The following is a 19613-nucleotide window of genomic DNA, read 5'->3' as shown; positions in this document are numbered from 1 at the left end:
TTCGTGCGCACGGGTCTCCGGGCGCACGGGGTTTCGCGGCGCCGACTCCTGGAAGGGGCCTCGATGTCCGACGTTCCACCGCCCGCCTTCTCGCTGGGTGCCGAGCGCTCCGCCTGGTGCGACCGGCTGCGTGAACTGGCCGCCACCCGACTGCGACCGCTCGCCGAGCGGGGTGAACCCGGCCGGATCAACCGCCCCTTGATCGCCATGCTGGGAGAACTCGGGCTGCTCGGTCGCGTGTTCACCTCGGGGGCGCTGGATCTCTGTCTGCTCCGGGAGTCCCTGGCCCGGGAATGCACGGAGGCCGAGACCGCGCTCGCCCTCCAGGGGCTCGGTGCCCATCCGGTCGCCGCCCGGGGCACCCCGGAGCAGCGGGCCCGCTGGCTGCCCGGGGTGACGGCCGGCCGGGTGGTGCCGGCCTTCGCGCTGAGCGAGCCGGACGCGGGCTCGGACGCCGCGGCCCTGACCCTGGCGGCCGAACCGGACGGCGCGGGCTGGCGGTTGACCGGCGAGAAGTGCTGGATCTCCCATGCCCCCGGGGCCGACTTCGCCACGGTCTTCGCCCGGACGGACCCGGGCGCCGGAGCCCGGGGAGTCACCGCCTTCCTGGTCCCGGCGGACCGGCCCGGCCTCGGTGGTGAGCCGCTGGAGATGCTGGCCCCGCACGCCATCGGCACCCTGGTCTTCGACGGGGTCCCGGTCACCCGGGCCGATCTGCTGGGCGAACCCGGCGGCGGCTTCCGGGTGGCGATGGAGACCCTCAACCTCTTCCGGCCCAGTGTCGGCGCCTTCGCCGTCGGCATGGCCCGGGCGGCCCTGGACGCCACGGTCGTCCACACGGCACGGCGCCGGGCCTTCGGCGGCGCGCTCAAGGACCTCCAGGCCGTGGCGCACCAGGTGGCCGAGATGGCGACCCGCACCGAGGCGGCCCGGCTGCTGGTGTACGCGGCGGCCGAGGCGTACGACTCCGGCGCCCCGGACGTGCCGGGCCGGGCCGCCATGGCCAAGCTGTTCGCCACCGAGACGGCCCAGTACGTGGTGGACGCCGCCGTCCAGTTGCACGGCGCCCGGGCGTTGCGCCGGGGGCACCTGCTGGAGCACCTCTACCGGGAGGTCCGGGCGCCCAGGATCTACGAGGGCGCCAGTGAGGTGCAGCGTACCCTCGTCGCCCGCGAGCTCTACCGGGCGGTGGCCGCGGGGGAGGCGGAGGCGGCCGGGGAAGCTGGGGCCTCCGGGACCGGCTCGGGCTCTGGCCCGGTCTCGTGGACCGGCTCGGGCTCGGAGACCGGCTCTGGCTCCGGCCCGGTCTCCGGGATCGGCTCGCACTCCGGCCCCGGGACCGGTCCGGCCCCCGGCTCGGATTCCGGTTTCGGTCTCGGCTCCGGTTTCGGCGGAAGGAACCGGCGATGACTCTGCGGCGGATCAATCCGGCCGAACTCTCCCCGCCCACCGGCTTCTCGCACGCCGTCACCGCCACCGGCAGCCGGCTGGTGCTGCTGGCCGGCCAGACCGCGCTGGACGGAACGGGCCGGGTGGTGGGGGAGAGCCTGCCGGAACAGTTCGGGACCGCGCTCACCAATCTGCTGACCGCCCTGCGGGCGGCCGGCGGTACTCCGGCCGACCTCGCCCGGGTCACCGTCTACACCACGGACGTGGCCGGATACCGGGCCTGCGCCACCGAACTGGGCCGTATCTGGCGCCGGTTGGCGGGCCGCGACTATCCGGCGATGGCGGTGGTCGGGGTGGTCCGGCTCTGGGACGAGGCGGCGGCGGTGGAGCTGGACGGACTGGCGGTGCTGGAGTGAACGCGGTGCCCCGGGCGGTGCGGCGGCCGGGGAGACACCGGCGGGGGGAGAGACCAGCTGCCGGGAGACACCGGTGGCCGGGGAGGGGCCGGACGGCCCGAGGGCCGTGGCGAGCCGTGGTGGACCGCGGTGGGCCGGAGGGGACCGGCTGTCCGGAGCGTCCGGAGCGTCCGGAGCGTCCGGAACGGCCCGGTGGACCGAGGGGGACCGGCGGCCCGGGGCGGCCGGAGACGTACAGAGGTACGAGCGATCACCTGTTCGGGGGCTCGGTCGTGGTCCGGCGCCACTCCATCCGGTGACTCTCGCCAACTCCCTGCGCCCGCTCGGCGCGGGGGCCCATACTGAGCGCCATCCGCTGTCCCCGACCCCAGGTGAGCATGGCGCGCAAGAAGCCCGATCCCTGTCCCGACACCGTCTGGCACGTCCGCGGGGCGTGCACGGCGGTACGGCCGGCGCAGACGATCGAGAAGTGGCTGGCGAGGCAGACCGAGAAGGGTGAGGTCGAGACCTTCACCCGGGTGCCCCCGCCCGACCCCGACTCGGACCGCGTCGTCTTCGAGGCCCTGTGGTTCCCCGAGGCCCGGGTCCATGTCCGTGCCCGGCTGCTGCTGCTCACCGGCGACCGGGGCGAGGAGATGCCCGCCCATCGGCCGCACTCCTGGCAGCTCATCGCCGAGGCGACCCGGCCCTGGGACTGGTCCTGGCCGTCGCCGGCCACCATGTTCTGGCCCGAGACCATCGATGTGGGCTGGGACCAGGTCGCCGCCCGCCCCTGGTGGCGCTACCGGCTCTGCAACCCGGTCCCCTCGATCGACGAGGCCCGGCTGACCCTGCGGCTGGCGGTGCAGGCGGAGTCGGACATCCATGTGTTCACCACCGTCTCCGAGGAGGGGGTCCGCGGCCTGAGGCAGGGCGAGGAGCCCGAGCCGCCGCTGATGCGCTACCGGGCCGCCTCCCTGCTGGGCCGGGTGGTGGAGCACCGTATCGCCCCCCATGTGCTGGACGTGGTCAACCAGCAGTTGCCGACCCCCATCGAGCCGGGCGACGCGCTGATCATCCCGTCCCGCGCGCACCGCGCCGGGCTCCGCCCCGCCGACCTGCGCATCCGGGGCGCGCTCAACCGCCCGGGCCGCCCGCCGGAGCTGATGGCGGCCCTGCACCGGTACGCCGAGCTGCCCCGCCCCGCCGGAACCGCCGCCCGCGCCGGAATCGCCCTGCTCCGCGAGAGCTTCACACTGGACCCGGAGAACACCCCCGAGGGCCGGCTCGCCGCCGCCGTCGGCCAGTACGTCGAGGCCCGGGTCGAACTGCGCGACGTCCGGACGGAGTTGGCGGACGCCCGGCGAGAGGCGCGGGACCACGAGGAACGCGCCCGGTGCGCCGAGGCGGAGGCCCGGGCGGCCAGGGACGAGCTGGACCGGCTGCGCGCCGCCCATGACGAGCTGCGCGCCGTGCACGAGGCGGGCGATCTGGGCCGGGCCCTGCGCGAGCGGGAGCGGGCCGAGCAGGAGGCGGAGGCGGCCGAGGAGCTGCTGGACGAACTGACCCGGGAGGTCGGCTGGCTGCGCGTCCAGCTCGCGGAGGCGGACCGCCCCGCCCCGGCCGTGCCCGAGCCGCGCACGGCCCCGGACACCTGGGAGGAGCTGGTCCTGCGGACCGGGACGGACCTGCCGGGCGTCGTGCTCGGGGACGTACTCGCGACCTCCCGGGCACTGCGGGGGCACGCCCTGGAGGCGACCTGGCGCCGCCGGGCCTGGGAGGCGCTCCAGGCGCTGGACGCGTACGCGCGGGCCAAGGCCGAGCACGGCGCCGACAAGATCCCGCACCTGACCGCCTACCTCCAGTGGCGGGGCGCCCCGGTCCCGCTGCCCCGGAGCCGGTACGCCAGCGGTGAGTCCCGTACCGTGCTGACGGCGCCCAAACTGCGCGACGCCCGGATGCTGCCGGTCCCGCGCGAGGTCCATCCGGCCGGGCGGGTGCTGATGGCCGAGCACATCCGTATCGGCTCCGGCACCCCGCCCGCGCCCCGGCTCCACCTCTACGACAACACCGCGGGCGACGGCCGGATCTATGTCGGCCACATCGGGGAGCATCTGCCCAACACCAAGACCAGCTGACGCCCGGCCGCCTCCCCTCCGGCCGGGGCGCGGCCGTGTGTCTCTCCTCCGGTCACGGCCGCGCCCCCAAGTGGTCGCGCGTCAGACGGACTTCTAGTCGGTGGTGAGCACCCGGATCATCGCCGCGGCCCGGGTGGCGCCATAGGTGGCCCGCAGCCGCTGGGTGAAGTACCCCCACTGGCGCGCGGTGTCCTTGGTGGCCACCTTCAGCGCGTTGGCGAAGTTGCTGTTCGCCGCCGCGCGCTCGGCCTGCTCGCGGTCGGCGGGGAGTTCGCCGGTCCGCAGGTTCGCCGCGGCGCGGTCCGTGGTGTCCAGCAACGAGTCCTTCGCCAGGCCCCCGATCCGGTCGCTGAGCGCCCAGTCGGTGTCTTCCCGGTCCCCGAACCCGTAGTGGCCGATCTGCCGTTCCTCGTCGCAGATCCGGTTGCCGATGATCGTCTGCTCGGTGTAGCAGCCGCTCTGCAGTCCCCGGAGGGCCGGCTCACCGAGCGGCGGCCGTCCCCCGTGGGCCACCAGGTACTGGTCGCGGAACTGGTCGAAGCGCGCCACCTGGTAGGGGCGGCCGTCTCCGGGGAGGGTCAGCCCGCTCCGCACCTTCTGGGTGAGCCGGGGCGGGAAGTACCGCCAGGGGTCGACCCGCCGGCCGGCCTCGCCCGGCAGCGGCCGCGCCTCCCGTTCGACCTTGGCGTAGTCCACCGGGCGCACGCCCAGCCGCGCGTAGTCGAAGAGCGGGAAGACGGACGTGTTCTTCAGGCCCCTCGGGTTGGCCGGGGTGCCGATCCTCTTCCGGTACGGGAAGTCCCGCGCGTCGGTGGTGATTTCGCTGTCCGCCCAGTTGCTGTGCGCGTAGAAGTCCTGCACGGCGTGCAGGCCGCGCCCGAACTGCTCGATCACATTGCACTTGGGGTTGGCCTTGAGCTGATCGGTGAAGCGCGGCTCGGGACTCGCCGCCGCCGGCGCGCTTCCGGCGGCGGACGGAGCGGCCCCGGTCGCCCCGCGCGGGGCCGGGGCGCCGCTCCCCACCGGGCGGACCTCCTGGCACCACACGTCCCGGCGGACCGAGGGACGCGGGTTGCCCCGGGCGTCGAGCAGGTCCCCGGCGAGGTGGACCGCGAGATTGACACGGTCGAAGCCGTACTGGAGACAGCCGAGGAGCTGGAGGTCGGCGGCGCCGCGCGCGGCTCGCCGGCCGGTGCGGAAGTCGAAGTAGTACCGGGCGAACTCTTTGATCTCCTCCGGCCTGTCCGGCCGGGTGTTCTCGGGTGTGGCGTACTCGAAGTCCCGTACCCGGTAGTCGTGGGCGTACCCCAGGTTGTCGATGTCGTCGCAGTGGGCGTTGCCGTCCGACCAGTACGGCTTGGAGTCGGACGACATGACGGCCCGCTGGAGCAGGCTGAGGGTGGTACGGCCGAACCGGTCGCCCAGTGCTCCCGTGACCGCGTCGTCGTGTGCCGCCGGCTGGAAGGCGACGGCGGGGCCGGCGGAGAACGTCCCGGTCCCGCAGATCATCAGCAGGCTCAGCGACGCTCCGCCGCCGAGCGCTGCCCACCGGCGGCGCGTCCGCGCCCGCCGGGGGTTCGATTCCCGTCCCATGTCAGTTTCCGTTCCGTCGTACGGCGGCGTGCCGGGCCCGGCGGGAACGGCCCGCCCTGAGGCCCGGCGCCGGCGTTGGTGGGAGGTGCGGCTCAGGGGCGGCCACGCCCCTGAGCGCGGCCAGTGCAGCACGGCGTTGCTCCCGGCATATGCGCGGCACACCGGGCGCGGAGGTGGCGTCCCCCGTTTCGCGGAACCCCCGCCGCGCCCGTCCGGCAGGGGCCTCCGGGCCACCGCACCACCGGGTCCGGCGGCGGGTTCCGGGGCGTCCCGGCAGGTGCTCCCGTTCCCCGCCACACGCTCCGGCCGGTGCTCCCGACCGCCGCCGCGCATCCCTCCCGGCCCGGCGGTGGCCCCAGGGAGCGGCAAGCCCTCTTCCGCGCAGTCGAGTTCGTACGCTCCCGCCACCCGCCGGCCGGGCCCGGGACGGCCGGCCCCCCGGCCCCGTACCGGAGGTCCGGCACCACCGGCCGGCGGTCGCCCGGCCGCATCACCGCGCCGGTCCGGGGCACGCGGGTGCCGGAACGACGAACCGGGCGCCGGGAGACCGGAGTCCGGCGGGGAGGAGGCGGGATGCGGTACTACGCGGACCTGCATGTCCACTCGAAGTACAGCAGGGCGTGCAGCCGTTACAGCGAGCTGCCGGAGCTGGCGCGGTGGGCACGGCGGAAGGGCATCACCGTGCTCGGCACCGGTGACTTCACCCATCCGGAGTGGGCACGGCGGCTGCGTGAGGACCTGGTCCCGGCGGAACCTGGACTCTTCCGGCTCCGGGACGACCTGGAGGAGGAGGTGCTGCGGTCGCTGCCGCGCAGCTGCCGGGGGCCCCTGCGGTTTCTGCTCCAGGTCGAGGTGGCCACCGGACATCGCCAGGGCGGCCGGGCGCGCAAGCTCCACCATCTGCTGTACGTACCGGACTTCGAGGCGGCGGCCGGCCTCTCCCGCCGGCTCGCCCGCCACGGCGACCTCACCGGCGACGGGCGGCCCTTCCTGGCGATGGACGCCCGGGAACTGCTGTCGGCCACCCTGGAGTCCGGCGAGGGGGCCTATCTGGTCCCCGCGCACATCTGGACGCCCTGGTTCGGGGTGCTGGGCAGCACCTTCGGCTTCGACTCGGTGGAGGAGTGCTACGGCGACCTGGCCGGGGAGATCTTCGCGGTGGAGACCGGCCTCTCCTCGGACCCGGAGATGAACTGGCGGGTGCCCGGGCTCGACCGCTACCGGCTGGTCAGCCACTCGGACGCCCACTCGGCCCCGATCATCGGCCGGAACGCCACCCTCTTCGACACCCGCCTGGACTATTTCGCCCTGCGCCACGCCCTGCGGACCGGCGAGGGGTACACCGGCACCGTGGACCTCCACCCCGAGGAGGGCAAGTACCACCTGGACGGCCACCGCGCCTGCGGCGTACGCCTCGATCCGGACGAGACCGAGGCGCTGGGCGGCCGGTGCCCGGAGTGCGGCCGCCGGGTGACGGTCGGTGTGCTCCATCGCGTACGGCAGCTCACCGGCCATCCCGAGGGCACCCGCCCGGCGACCGCCGGCGCCTCCCGGAAGATCGTGCCGCTCCCGGAACTGGTGGGTGAGCTCCTGGGGGTGGGCCCCAAGTCCAAGAAGGTCACCGCCCGGGTGGCCGAACTGACCTCCGCCCTCGGCCCGGAGCTGCCGCTGCTCCTCGACCTTCCGCTGCCGGAGCTGCGGGCGGCGGGAGAGGCCGGCCTCGCCGAGGCGGTGGACCGGCTGCGCACCGGACGCGTCCACCGGGACCCCGGCTACGACGGGGTCTTCGGCACCGTCTCCGTCTTCGCCCCCGGCGAGACCCCCGCGCCCGCCCCCGACCACCAGCCCGCGCTCTTCTGACCCGCCCCGGCCGCCCCGGCTCCCCGGCCGGCGAACGGTTCCGGGGCCCGGCCGGCCGCCAGGGTCCGCAGGACCGTACGGGCCACCGCGTCGTTCTGGCGGAAGGCGGGCGCGTCGGTGCCGGGGCGGGCGAAGGCGGCCACGGCACGGCTGTTGGTGGGGGCGCCGAGGGCGAAACGGCGCGGGTGCGGGCCGCGCAGGGTCGGGTCGATGAGCCGTCCGTCGGCCGGGTCCACGGCGATCCGGCCGGAGCGGTGGGGGCGGGAGGCACCGTCGACGACCTCCTCGGTGAGCCCGCCGGCCCGGCGCAGCCGGCGCAGCAGCGGGTCCCGGGTGCGGTCCAGGTCCGGGCCCGGCAGATACGCCTCGATCAGGGCGGTGGCGTGCACGGTGTGACCCGGCACCGTGGGGCTGCTCGCGGTGAAGGTGCCGGTCGGCTCGTCGGTGCCGATCCGGAGGTCCGCGCCCAGGAAGTGGACGATCCCGGCGCGGGAGAGCGCCAGCAACTGGCGGAGCCGGAAGCCGGGCGGCCCCGAGGCGAGGAAGCTGAAGAAGCCGTGCCACCAGCCGTCGAGCCCCTCGGCCAGCGCGCCGGCCGCCGGCCGCCCGGGGTCCAGCAGCCGGGGGAGCTGGCCGTAGACGGAGAGCAGGGCCAGGAAGGCGCCGAGGTCGGCGCTGTGGGCCGGGTCCTCGCGGCGGGCCACGTCCCCGGCGATATGGGCGCGCAGATGGTCCTGGAAGGCGTCCGGAGTGGCGAAGGCGAGCCCCGCCAGCGGGCGGTCCAGGGCCTCGAAGTCCAGCCGGTCCGCCGGGTCGGGCACGGCCGCGGCGACCAGGGCGGCCAGGTCCGGGTCGTACCAGTCGAGCCGGTCGTACGCGGCGAGGAACTCCGGCCAGGGCAGGGCGGTCCGCTCGGGGTGGGCGTGGAACAGCTCGTGGTAGTGGCCGAACCCGATCTCCTTGGCCATCAACGGCCAGACGTCCCGCCGCAGTTCCGGCGGGCGGTCCCGGGCGAGCAGCGCGTCGACGGCCGCGGGACCGAAGTGGCGGGGCAGCGGAGGGCGGGGACCGCCGAGCCGGTAGTGGGTCTTGGCGTGGTACGGCACCCCCCGGCGGGAACCGACATGGAGGACGGGCTCCCGGCCCGAGGGGAGGTAGCGGAGCGTGCCGTCGGGTTCGGTGCGGTAGGTGCCGCCACGGCCCTCGGTGAGCAGCGTCATCAGATCGACGAAGGCCAGCCCGAAGCCGCGCAGGATCACCCGGCTGCCGGGGCGCAGCCCGGACAGGTCGGCGTCGGCGGAGAAGTCGGGGGCCAGATGGAAGCGGCCGTGCCGGCGGGCGAAGGCGGCGTGGTCGCGGTGCTCCCCGGCGGGGGCGGAGCCCAGGTGCCCCTGGGCCAGCACCACCAGATCGGCGGTGACCGGGTGCTCCCGGCCGGCCAGCCGTACCCGCTGCGGACCGTCCGGGGGGCCGGTGACGGCGGTCGCGGTGGTGCGGTGCCGGACGAGGGTGATCCGCGGCGGGAGTTCGGCGGTGACCCGGCGGAACACCCAGTCCAGATAGGCGCTCTGGGCCCGGCGGGTCGGGAAGTCGGTACCGGCCAGGGTACGCAGCTCCGCCAGCACCTCCGGATCGGCGGGCTCCGTGTACGGCGCGTCGCGCGGGGCGCCGGGGCCGGCGAACCGCGCCGCCCACTCCGCGAGCGAGGGGCCCGGCCGCACCGGGCCCTCGACGGCGCAGCTCTCGTCGGTGAACAGGGTGACGTCCTCGGCCATGGAGTTCATCCGCAGCAGCGGCGACTGCTCGTGCCGCCAGATCCGGCCGGGCCCCGGCGGATGCGGGTCCACCAGGTGGACGAGCAACCTCCGCTCAGGCGGCCATAGTTCGGAGGCGCTGGCGGCGATGCGCTCCAGCAGCCCGGTGGCGCGCGGCCCGGCGCCGACGATCAGCAGCACGGCCGGGCGGTCCGCGCCGAGTGCCGGACCCGGCAGCTCCGGACCGGCCGCCGGGTGCGGCAGGTTCCGGCCGGTGTGCGGGCCCGGTCGGTCCGGACCGGTCGCCGCACCAGGGCGGCTCACCGGTCACCCCCGGTGGCGGGCCCGGCGTCGGCGGCGGTCGCCCGGCGCAGCCGCGCCCGCAGGCCGGCCAGGGTCACCCGCAGCCGCCCGAGCGGAGTGGGCGGCAGGCCCCGCGTGCTGCCCCGGGCGTAGTACCGCTCGACGTAGTACTGGCCGGCGCCGAGCACGGTGGTGACGGCGATGTACCAGAGGGTGGCGACCAGCAGCAGCGGGATGACCTGGTACGTCTGGTTGTAGACCAACTGCACCGAGAACAGCAGGTCGTGCACGGCCAGCACACTGACGATGCTGGTGCCCTTGAGCGTCCCGATCAGCATGTTCCCGGCGGTCGGCACGATGGCCCGCATCGCCTGCGGGACGACGATCCGGCGCAGCGTCCGCCACCGGCCGAGGCCGAGCGCCTGGGCGGCCTCGGCCTGTCCGGCGTCCACCGAGAGGATGCCGCCGCGCACCACCTCGGCGGCGTAGGCGGCCTCGTGCAGGGTGAGCCCGATGACGGCGGTGAGGGTGGGACCGAGCAGATTCACCGTCTCGACGCTCACCAGCCGGGGCCCGAACGGGATCCCGAGACCGAGCGTGGGGTAGAGGGCGCCGATGTTGAACCAGAAGAGCAACTGCACCAGCAGCGGGGTGGAACGGAAGATCCAGACATAGCCCCAGCTCAGGGTCCGGAGCACCGGATTGGCGGAGAGCCGTGCCACCGCCAGCGGGATGCCGAGCAGAAAGCCCAGGACCGTCACCACGGCGGTGAGCCACAGGGTCATCCACAGCCCGTCGAGGACGGCGGCGGTGGTGAAGTACCGCCCCACCACGTCCCATTGGAAGGCGTCGTTCCGTACCACCGAGTTCACCGCCATGGCGAAGAGCAGCAGCGCCACGGCGGCCGCGACCAGCCGGCCGGTCTTCCGGCGAGGCACGATTCTCGGCAGGGCCCCGGAGGCGTCGGCCGGTGGGGGTGCCGTGGCCCGGGGGCGCGGACCGGCCGCCGGATCGCCGGCCGGGGGGAAGGGGACGTCGAGGGCGGTGAGACGGGAAGGCGTGGCCATCGGGGGCTCTCCGGAACGAGGGAGTCGCGGGCGTGGGGGCGGACGAGGGGACGGATGGTGGGGTGGGGGCGGTGGTCACGGTGTGGCCCGGGGCCACGCGCGGCTCGGGCCCGGGGTGGGAGCCGCGCCTCCGCCGGGAGCCCCACGCGCCGGCCGGGGCGGAAGTCGCGCCCCGCCGTGGGTTCCGCGTCCCGGCCGGGAGACCCGGTACCCGGCCCATGGGCCCTGTGCCCCCGGCCATAGGGCCCGCCTCCTGGCCGGGGTGCCGTGTCGTCACGCGCGCCGCGTCCCTCAACGCGGCCGGACGGGCCGCCGCCTGCCCGGCACGGGTGCGACAGGGCGGGGGCCGATCCGCGCTCGATCGTAGGCAGCAGGTGCGGAGGGCTGTCAACGCTGTTGTGTTACAGGCATGTTGAGCCTGGACGAAGGCCGGTTCCGGTGGCCGGACGGTGGTTGACGTACCGCGCGTCGTCCTGCTGAATGGAACGCATGAACGCCCAGCAGCGCTTGGTCTCCCGCGACCACATCGACTTCGGTCGGGTGTGGTCCGCGGCGTGTCGCGCCTGACTCGGCAGCGGGCCGTCCGGCCGGCCCTTCCCTCCCTCGGTGACCCCGTCGCGGGCCGAGCACCTTCCGCACCACCACCGCCGCCGTGCACGGGCCGGGTTCCGTACCAGTCCGCGCCCCGGCGCGCGGACGCCGCTGCCGCCCACCTCTGACGCCCGGCGCCCGGTGCCCCGGCATCCCGGCGCCGTCACGCCCTTCGCCCGTCCGTGCGCGTCCGCCCGCCCGGTGTCCGCCCGCCCGTCATCCCTGCGCCTGCCATCCGTCCGTCCGTGCCCACACCCGTCCGTACCCGTGCCCCGACGCGCCGTCCCCGGACGGTGGTCCGCCCTGCCCGCCCGCCGGGGCCGGATCGCCCCCGGAGGCCCCGGAGGCCCGGGGGACCTGAGGAGAGACCGACACCCATGCCCGTGGAATTCCTCGGTATCGCCGCGACCAGCAACGGCTCCGAAACCACTCCGCGCTCCGGCGCCGCCTTCGACAAGGAGTACACACTCCGGCTCGCCCGGGCCCACGAGGACCACGGCTGGGACCGGGTGCTGTTCGCCTACGGCTCCGGCTCGCCCGACCCCGCACCGGCCGCCGCGTACATCGCGAGCCGGCTGGACCGCCTCCAGATCCTGCTGGCCCACCGCCCCAATGTCTCCAGCCCCACCTTCGCCGCGAAGACCTTCGCCACCCTCGACCGGATCAGCGAGGGCCGGCTGACGGTGCACTTCATCACCGGCGGCAACGACCACGAGCAGCGGCGGGAGGGCGACACCCTCACCAAGGACGAGCGCTACGCCCGCACCCGGGAGTACATCCGGATCGTCAAGAAGATCTGGACCACCCATGAGCCCTTCGACCACGAGGGCGAGCACTACCGCTTCCACGACTTCGTCAGCGATGTCTTCCCGGTCCAGCAGCCGCGCCCGGGAGTGTCGTTCGGCGGCTCGTCCCCCGCCGCGTACGCCGCCGGGGGAGCCGAGGCGGACATCTACTGCCTCTGGGGCGAACCCCTGGCCGAGACCGCCCAGCAGATCGAGGCGGTGAAGGCCGCCGCGAAGGCCGCCGGCCGCACCGATGTGCCGAGGATCCAGGTGGCCTTCCGTCCGATCATCGCCCCGACCGAGGAGCTGGCCTGGGAGAAGGCCCACCGCACGGTCGCCGCCATCCGCGAGCGCCGGGAGGCCGGAGTCGTACGCCACCACCGCCGCGACACGCCGGAGAACACCGGCTCCCAGCGGCTCGTCGCCATCGCCGAGGCGGGGGAGCGGTACGACCGCGCCCTGTGGACCCCGACCGCCGCCGCCACCGGGGGCGCGGGCAACTCCAACGCCCTGGTCGGGACCCCGGAGACGGTCGCCCAAGCACTGCTCGACTACTACGACTTGGGCGTGGACATCCTCTCCGCGCGCGGCTACGACCTGCTGGACGACGCGATCGACTTCGGCCGGTACGTCATCCCGCTCGTCCGTGAGGAGGTCGCCAAGCGGGACGCCGAACGGGACGCCGAACGGGATGCCAGGGGGGACGCCGGGCCGAAGGCCGAACGGGACGCCGGGCGGGCGGCGCACACCACCGGGACCCTGGCGGCGGTGGGCGAGTGACCGCCGCCACCGTCCCCACCCCCCTGCCCGGCACGCTCTCCGGGACGGTGACCGTCCGCGTACCGGTCTCCGATCCCCGGGTGGAGCCGCTGCTCCGGGAACTGGCCGCCGAGTACACCGCGCGCTACGGCGAGTCCGCCCACGCCGAGCTGACCCGTTACCCGGACGAGGAGTTCACCGCGGCGTACGGCGGTGTGCTGTTGCTGCTGCTGGAGCGCGGCGAGCCGGTCGCCGGCGGTGCCTTCCGCCGGTACGACTCCGGCACGGCCGAGCTCAAGCGGGTCTGGACACACTCCGCCCACCGCCGCCGGGGCCTGGCCCGCCGGGTGCTCGCCGAGCTGGAGTCCGAGGTGGTCCGGGTCGGCTACCGGCGGATCTACCTGACCACCGGGCCCCGGCAGCCCGAGGCGCGCGATCTCTACCTGACGAGCGGCTACACCCCGCTCTTCGACACCACCGCCGACCCGGAGTCCATCGGACCGCTGCCGTTCGAGAAGCACCTGCCCGCCCCCGCCCGCCCCGGAGAGGCCAGAGCCCTGTGAAGTCCCCTCGTGCCGACGCCCCTTCGGTGTCGTCCTCGTACGTCCGCCCCCGTCCCCGAACGCGTACCCGTGCCCGTGCCCGTGCCCGTGCCGTCGCGGCCGGGTTCGCGCTGCTGCCGCTCCTGGCCCTGACCGGCTGCGGATCCGGCGATCCCGGTACGGCGGTCGCGGGGGCCGGGGCGCGCCCGGTGCCGACCGACGACCCGGTGTCCGCCGTCCACCGGGTGGACTCCGCCGCCGCGCTGCTGCCCGCCGCCGTACGGGCCTCCGGCACCCTCCGGATCGGCACCTCCACCGGGACCCCGCCCTCGGCGTACTACCCGAACGGGACGGACCGGAAGCCGGAGGGCCAGGACATCGACGTCGCGGACGCCGTCGCCAGGGTGCTCGGTCTCCGGCTGGAGCGCCAGGACGCCTCCTTCGAGACGATCCTGCCCGCGCTGCGCAGCGGCAAGTACGACGTCGGCACCGGCAACTTCGGGGTCACCACCGAGCGGTTGAAGAGCATCGACTTCGTCACCTACGTCGACGACGGCCAGGGCTTCGCGGCACGGCGGGGCGACACCTCGTTCGGTGACCGTGTCACCGACCTGGTCCAGCTCTGCGGGCGGACCGTGGGCATCGGGGCCGGCACCACCTTCGAAGCGACGCTGAGCGCGCGGAAGGACGTGTGCGCCCAGGCCGGCAAGAAGCCGTACGAGGTGAAGGCGTACGCGGAGAACGGAGCCACACTCACCGCGCTCCAGCAGGGCCGGATCGATGTGATCATGTCGACCATCAACGGACTGCGGTACCAGGCGGCCCAGCCCGCCGCCCGGACCGCCTTCCTCGGCGAGTTCCACCGGCTCGACGTCGGATTCGCCTTCCCCAAGGGCTCCCCGCTCACCAAGGCGTTCCAGGCCGCCGTCAACGAGCTGATCAGGAACGGCACCTACCGGCGGATCCTGAAGAAGTGGGGCACCGAGGCCTCCGCGATCGACACCTCGCGGATCAGCCCGCCCGAGCACCCCTGAGCGCCGAAGAGCCCCGGGGCGAGGCCCCGAGGACCGAACGCCCCGAGAGCCGTACACCCCGAGAGCCGTACACCCCGAGAGCCGTACGCCCGCCGAGGACCGAGTACCCCTGAGAGCCGAGTACCCCACCACCATGAGACCCACCGCCACGACCGCCGCCGCCCCGTCCGGCGATCCGTCCGCCACCGGCGCCACCGCGCCCGGCCCGCCGTCCGGCCCGGGCGGTCCCGGGTCCCTCACCGTCGTGCCCGCCCGCCACCCCGCCCGGTGGGCGGCGGCTCTCGCGGTGGCCGTACTGGCCGCACAGTTCACCCATGGACTGGCCACCAACCCGGTCTGGGAGTGGGACGTCTTCCGCGGCTATCTCTTCTCCGAGACCATCGTCCAGGCGGTGGGGGTGACCCTCCAGCTCACCGCCTGCGCCACCGTGCTGGGCTTTCTCCTCGGCACCGTACTCGCCTTCATGCGGCTCTCCCGCAGCCCGGTGCTCGCCACCGCCGCCTGGACCTACATCTGGATCTTCCGGTCCATCCCGATGATCGTCCAGCTGGTCTTCTGGTTCAACCTGAGCGCTCTCTACGAGGAGTTGGGGCTCGGCATCCCGTTCGGGCCGGTCCTCTGGTCGGTCGACAGCGACAGCCTCATCGGCACCATCGGCGCCGCCGTCGTGGGGCTCTCGCTCCACCAGGCCGCCTATGCCGCCGAGATCGTGCGCGGCGGTGTCGTCTCGGTCGACCACGGCCAGCTGGAGGCCGCCGCGGCGCTGGGCATCCCCCGGCTGCGGCAGATCCGCCGGATCGTGCTGCCGCAGGCCATGCGCGCCATCCTGCCCGCGGCCGGCAACGAGGTCGTGGGCCTGCTCAAGGGCACCTCGGTGGTCTATGTGATGGCGATCGGTGAGCTCTTCTACCAGGTGCAGGTGGTCTACGGCCGCACCGGCCGGGTGATCCCCCTGCTGCTGGTCGCCACCGCCTGGTACGTCGTGCTGACCTCGGTGCTGTCGGTGGCGCAGTACTACGTCGAGCGGCACTTCGCCCGGGGCGCCGACCGCACACCGCCGCCGACGCCGCTCCAGCGGGCCCGGCGCTCGCTCCGCGCCCTGCGGGCCGCCGCCGCCCGGCGCGACCGTCCCGTCGTACCCGCCGCGACCCTCCGGGGAGAGAACCGATGACCCTGTCGAAGAGCCCCGCGAGCCCGAAGGGCGCGGCGGACGGCACCGCCGGTGAGACGGACCGGGTGATGGTGGACGTCCGGGGCGTCCACAAGGGCTTCGGCCCGCTGGAGGTGCTGCGCGGCGTGGACCTGCGGGTCCGGGCCGGCGAGGTCACCGTGGTCCTCGGCCCGTCCGGCTCCGGGAAGTCCACCCTGCTGCGCACCATCAACCACCTGGAGAAGGTCGATCGCGGCTGGATCAGTGTGGACGGCGAGCTGATCGGCTACCGCCGCTCCGGCGACAAGCTGTACGAGCTCAAGGAGAAGGAGGTGCTGAGGCAGCGCACCCGGATCGGCTTCGTCTTCCAGGACTTCAATCTCTTCCCCCATCTCACGGTGGAGGAGAACCTGGTCGAGGCACCCGTCTCCGCGCTCCGCCGTCCGCGCAAGGAGGCCCGGGAGACGGCGCGCCGGCTGCTGGAGCGGGTCGGCCTCGCGGGCAGGGCCGGCACCTATCCCCGGCAGCTCTCCGGCGGCCAGCAGCAGCGAGTGGCCATCGCCCGTGCGCTCGCCCTCGAACCGAAGGTGCTGCTCTTCGACGAACCCACCTCGGCGCTCGACCCGGAGCTGGTCGGGGAGGTCCTGGACGTGATCAAGGACCTGGCCCGGAGCGGCACCACGATGATCGTCGTCACCCATGAGATCGGCTTCGCCCGTGAGGTCGCGGACACCGTGGTCTTCATGGACGGCGGAGTCGTCGTCGAACAGGGGCCGCCCTCGGCCGTGCTCGACAACCCGCGACAGGAACGCACCCGGGCCTTCCTCTCCAAGGTGCTCTGACCGCCGCCCGTCTCCCTTCGCCGGCCTTCGCCCCCGTTCACCCTCCGCGCCGGCGTCCCACCCACCGCCGCGACCGCCGTGCCCGCCGCACCGCCGCACCGCCGCAATAAGGAGATCCGACCGTGCCCATGCCCGCCGCCCGTACCACCGCCGCCGTCGCTCTCGGGCTCGCCTCCGCCCTGGCCCTCGGTGGCTGCGCCAACCCCTCGGACGGGGCCACCACCGAGGTCGCGGCCGGCTCGGGCACCCGGACCACACTCGACCTGAGCCCCGACCGGAAGCGGATCACCACCGGGAAGGTCGAGTCCATAGCCGCCGGACTCCCGGAGCGGATCCGCCGGAGCGGGGTCCTGGAGGTGGCCACCTCCTCCGACTCCGCCCCGCCGCTCGCCTTCCACGCCACCGACGACAAGACCGTGATCGGTGTGGAGCCCGACCTCGCCCATCTGGTCGCCGGTGTCCTCGGCCTGCGGGTGCACCTCAACAAGGCGTCCTGGGAGAACCTCTTCGTGGGCCTGGACAGCGCCAAGTACGACGTGGGCTTCAGCAACATCACCGTCACCGAGGAGCGCAAGGAGAAGTACGACTTCGCCACCTACCGCAAGGACAACCTGGCCTTTCTCGCGAAGAAGGGCAGCGGACTGAAGATCGGCGGACCGGCGGACGTGGCCGGCCGCACCGTCGCGGTGAGCAGCGGCACCAACCAGGAGAAGCTCCTGGTGGAGTGGAGCGAGGCCGACAGGAGGGCCGGCCGGCGGCCGGTGGACATCCGGTACTACCAGAAGGACAGCGACACCTATCTGGCTCTCCGCTCCGGCCGGATCGACCTCTACCTCGGCCCCCACCCGACCGCGGCCTACCAGGTGGCCACCGCCGGCCAGACCGAGATCGCGGGCACGTACTCCGGCGCCGGCGCCTCCCTCCAGGGCCTCATCGCGGCCACCACCAAGAAGGACAGCGGCCTGGCCGAGCCGCTGGCCGCCGCCCTCGACGAGGTCATCCGCAACGGCACGTACGCCGAGGTGCTGAAGCGCTGGGGGCTGTCCGACGAGGCCGTCACCCGGTCCGAGATCAACCCGCCCGGCCTGCCCCGTACGGCCGGCTGAGCAGCCTGGTCTGTCCCGTACGGCCGGCTGAGCAGCCTGGTCTGTCCCGTACGGCCGGCTGAGCAGCCTGGTCTGTCCCGTACGGCCGGCTGAGCAGCCTGGTCTGTCCCGTACGGCCGGCTGACCCGCCCACCACCCCCTCTCCTCCGCCGGGCCCGCCCGCCGTCCCGGCCACTCGCTCCCCGCCCCCGGAGGTCCCGTATGAGGTTTCAGGTCCTCACCATCGTCGGTCACGCCCCGCACCCGCTGACCGGTGAACTTCCCTCGGCCGCCCAACGGTTGGCCGAGGTGGTCGAGACCGGCGCGGTCGCCGAGGAGCTGGGCTTCGACGCCTACGCCGTGGGGGAGCGGCACGCCGGGCCCTTTCTGTCCTCCAGCCCGACCGCGCTGCTCGGCGCGCTCGCCGCCCGGACCACCCGGATCCGGCTGCTCACCGGGGTCACGGTGCTCGCCGTCCTCGATCCGGTGCGGGTCGCTGAGGACTACGCCACCCTGCACCAGCTCTCCCGGGGCCGCCTGGAACTGGTCGTCGGCAAGGGGGCGGAGATGGGCCACTTCGACCTCTTCGGCCTGGACGAGGAGCTCCAGTGGGAGTACCAGGCGGAGAAGTACGAGCTGCTGCGCCGGCTCTGGCGCGAGGAGAACGTCAGCTGGCGGGGCAGGTTCCGCCCGCCGCTGACCGGCGCCACCACCGTCCCCCGTCCGTACGCCGGGCGCCCGCCCCGGGTCTGGCACGGCTCGGCCACCAGCCTCAACTCGCCGGAGCTGGCCGCCCGGCACGGTGACCCGCTGTTCAGCGCCAACGCCATCCAGCCGCGCGCGGCGTACGCCCGGCTCATCGCGCACTACCGCGAGCGGTTCGAGGCGTACGGTCACGACCCCGGCACCGCCCATGTGGGCGCGGGGTCGGGCGGGTTGTTCATCGCGGACACCACCCAGGAGGCGGTGGCGCGCTTCCGGGACTACTACGAGGCCCGGGTCCGGCAGACGTACCGGCCCCAGCTGGAGGGCAGGCCGGGCTACAACACCCCCTTCCGCACCATCGAGGAGGCCGTCGCGGACGGGCCCCATCTCATCGGCAGCCCCCAGCAGATCATCGACAAGATCCTCGGCTTCCACGCGGCCTACCGCCACGACCTCCAGTCCGTCACCGCCGACAGCTCCGGGCTGTCCCCGGCCGAACAGACCGACCAACTGCGCCGGTTCGCCGAGGAGATCGCCCCCGTGGTGCGGAAGGAGGCCCCCACCACCCTGTGGCAGGACGGCTGAGACCCCGCTCCCTCCCGGAGCGCGCCGGGCACGGCCGGCAGGCGCCCCAGCGCGTCCCGGACGCGGCCGGCAGGCGCCCCGGCCGGCAGGGCTCCCGCCTATGATCGGCCTCTTCAGCAGGTGTACGCACCGGAGGGGTTGGCCGGACATGACGGACCAGCGGGTCGTGCTCGTCACGGGGGGCGGAACCGGTATCGGCGCGGCCACCGCGCGGCTGCTGCGCGAGCACGGGCACCGGGTGGTCGTCTCGGGGCGGCGGCCCGGACCCCTGCGGGCCCTGGCGGAGGAGACCGGGGTGCTGCCGCACGCGGCCGACATCGGGGACGCCGAGCAGGTCCGGGGCCTGGTGGACGCCACCGTGGCGGAGTACGGCCGGCTCGACGGACTGGTCCTCAACGCCGGCACCGGCCGCGGCGGCGCCGTGGGGGAGCTGTCCGACGAGGACTGGCAGGCCGTCCTGCGCACCAACCTCACCGGCCCGTTCCTGCTGCTGCGGGCCGCGCTTCCGCATCTGCTGGCGGCCCGTGGCGCGGTGGTCGCCGTCGCCTCGGTCTCCGCGCTGCGCAACGGCACCGCCAACGCCGCCTACGCCACCTCGAAGGCGGGCCTGCTCCAGCTGTGCGGCTCGGTGGCCGTCGACTACGGGGCCCGGGGCGTGCGGGCCAACACCGTCTGCCCGAGCTGGGTCCGCACCGACATGGCGGACCGGCGGATGGCGCGGTTCGCCGGCGAGGCCGGCCTCGCCGGCGGGGAGGCGTCCGGGGCCGAAGGGCGGGGGAGCGACGGTGTGGAGGCCGCCTATGAGCAGGCCACCCGGCTGCTGCCGGTCGGCCGTCCCGGTGAGCCGCGCGAGGTGGCGGAGGCCGTCGCCTGGCTGCTCTCGCCCGCCGCGTCCTTCGTCAATGGCGCGGTGCTCACCGTGGACGGCGGGGTGACGGCCGTCGACCCCGGGACCGCCGCCTTCGACTTTCGCATCGACCCCCGCGCCCCGCGCGTACCGCGGCCCGCTCCCGGCCGGGCGGCCGGGTGAGCCGGC

At 74.6% G+C, this 19613-nt stretch carries 15 protein-coding genes; 12 read left to right on the top strand and 3 right to left on the bottom strand.

The features are described from left to right. Positions 1–63: 63 nt before the first annotated feature. From NX801_RS07770 to NX801_RS07760, 3 genes are all read left to right on the top strand, one after another. Entirely contained in the window at positions 64–1410 is a 1347-nt protein-coding gene (locus NX801_RS07770) for an acyl-CoA dehydrogenase family protein (RefSeq protein WP_258786379.1), read from the top strand. Continuing rightward, a complete protein-coding gene (locus NX801_RS07765; protein WP_258786378.1) occupies positions 1407–1805 on the top strand; it encodes a RidA family protein in 399 nt (132 codons plus the stop codon). The genes NX801_RS07770 and NX801_RS07765 overlap by 4 nt, the downstream gene beginning before the upstream one ends. A gap of 377 nt (positions 1806–2182) precedes the next feature. Next, entirely contained in the window at positions 2183–3922 is a 1740-nt protein-coding gene (locus NX801_RS07760) for a hypothetical protein (RefSeq protein ID WP_258786377.1), read from the top strand. A 93-nt stretch (positions 3923–4015) separates the two neighbouring features. Here NX801_RS07760 and NX801_RS07755 read toward each other — a convergent pair whose 3' ends face one another. Beyond that, complete coding sequence (locus NX801_RS07755) at positions 4016–5515, bottom strand: hypothetical protein (RefSeq protein WP_258786376.1); 1500 nt, start codon at positions 5513–5515, stop codon at positions 4016–4018. Between the two features lie 573 nt (positions 5516–6088). Here NX801_RS07755 and NX801_RS07750 point away from each other — a divergent pair. Continuing rightward, complete coding sequence (locus NX801_RS07750; protein ID WP_258786375.1) at positions 6089–7375, top strand: endonuclease Q family protein; 1287 nt, start codon at positions 6089–6091, stop codon at positions 7373–7375. On the opposite strand, the gene NX801_RS07745 is transcribed toward NX801_RS07750, so the two are convergent. Both NX801_RS07745 and NX801_RS07740 read right to left on the bottom strand, forming a co-directional pair. Next, positions 7288–9330 (bottom strand): FAD/NAD(P)-binding protein, encoded by a 2043-nt coding sequence (locus NX801_RS07745; RefSeq protein WP_428986094.1) that lies wholly within the window; start codon positions 9328–9330, stop codon positions 7288–7290. The genes NX801_RS07750 and NX801_RS07745 overlap by 88 nt on opposite strands. 119 nt (positions 9331–9449) lie before the next feature. Continuing rightward, on the bottom strand, positions 9450–10499 hold the full coding sequence (locus NX801_RS07740) for an amino acid ABC transporter permease (protein WP_258786374.1): 1050 nt from the start codon (positions 10497–10499) through the stop codon (positions 9450–9452). 968 nt (positions 10500–11467) lie between these two features. Here NX801_RS07740 and NX801_RS07735 point away from each other — a divergent pair. The 8 genes from NX801_RS07735 (at position 11468) to NX801_RS07700 (ending at position 19607) form a co-directional block, all read left to right on the top strand. Further along, on the top strand, positions 11468–12655 hold the full coding sequence (locus tag NX801_RS07735) for an LLM class flavin-dependent oxidoreductase (protein WP_258786373.1): 1188 nt from the start codon (positions 11468–11470) through the stop codon (positions 12653–12655). Beyond that, the gene (locus NX801_RS07730) at positions 12652–13197 is read left to right on the top strand and encodes a GNAT family N-acetyltransferase (RefSeq protein ID WP_258786372.1); all 546 of its coding nucleotides are present in this window, start codon (positions 12652–12654) and stop codon (positions 13195–13197) included. Before NX801_RS07735 ends, NX801_RS07730 begins: the two co-directional genes overlap by 4 nt. Positions 13198–13307: 110 nt before the next feature. Beyond that, positions 13308–14210 (top strand): ABC transporter substrate-binding protein, encoded by a 903-nt coding sequence (locus NX801_RS07725; RefSeq protein WP_428986093.1) that lies wholly within the window; start codon positions 13308–13310, stop codon positions 14208–14210. A gap of 133 nt (positions 14211–14343) precedes the next feature. After that, entirely contained in the window at positions 14344–15381 is a 1038-nt protein-coding gene (locus tag NX801_RS07720; protein WP_258786370.1) for an amino acid ABC transporter permease, read from the top strand. Positions 15382–15449: 68 nt separating this feature from the next. Continuing rightward, positions 15450–16202: an amino acid ABC transporter ATP-binding protein gene (locus NX801_RS07715; protein ID WP_258786454.1), complete on the top strand. Its 753-nt coding sequence runs from the start codon at positions 15450–15452 to the stop codon at positions 16200–16202. A gap of 128 nt (positions 16203–16330) precedes the next feature. Further along, a complete protein-coding gene (locus tag NX801_RS07710; protein ID WP_258786450.1) occupies positions 16331–17308 on the top strand; it encodes an ABC transporter substrate-binding protein in 978 nt (325 codons plus the stop codon). Positions 17309–17509: 201 nt separating this feature from the next. After that, positions 17510–18577: an LLM class flavin-dependent oxidoreductase gene (locus NX801_RS07705; RefSeq protein WP_258786369.1), complete on the top strand. Its 1068-nt coding sequence runs from the start codon at positions 17510–17512 to the stop codon at positions 18575–18577. A gap of 148 nt (positions 18578–18725) precedes the next feature. Next, positions 18726–19607 carry an SDR family NAD(P)-dependent oxidoreductase gene (locus tag NX801_RS07700; protein ID WP_258786368.1) on the top strand — a complete coding sequence of 294 codons (882 nt, stop codon included), beginning with the start codon at positions 18726–18728 and terminating at the stop codon, positions 19605–19607. The last annotated feature ends 6 nt before the right edge of the window (positions 19608–19613 follow it).

The sequence above is a fragment of the Streptomyces pyxinae genome (assembly GCF_024756275.1).
In the GTDB taxonomy this organism is placed as follows: domain Bacteria; phylum Actinomycetota; class Actinomycetes; order Streptomycetales; family Streptomycetaceae; genus Streptomyces; species Streptomyces pyxinae.
The sequence above is the reverse complement of the archived record's forward strand: the minus strand, read 5'-3'. Positions and strand labels throughout refer to the sequence as shown.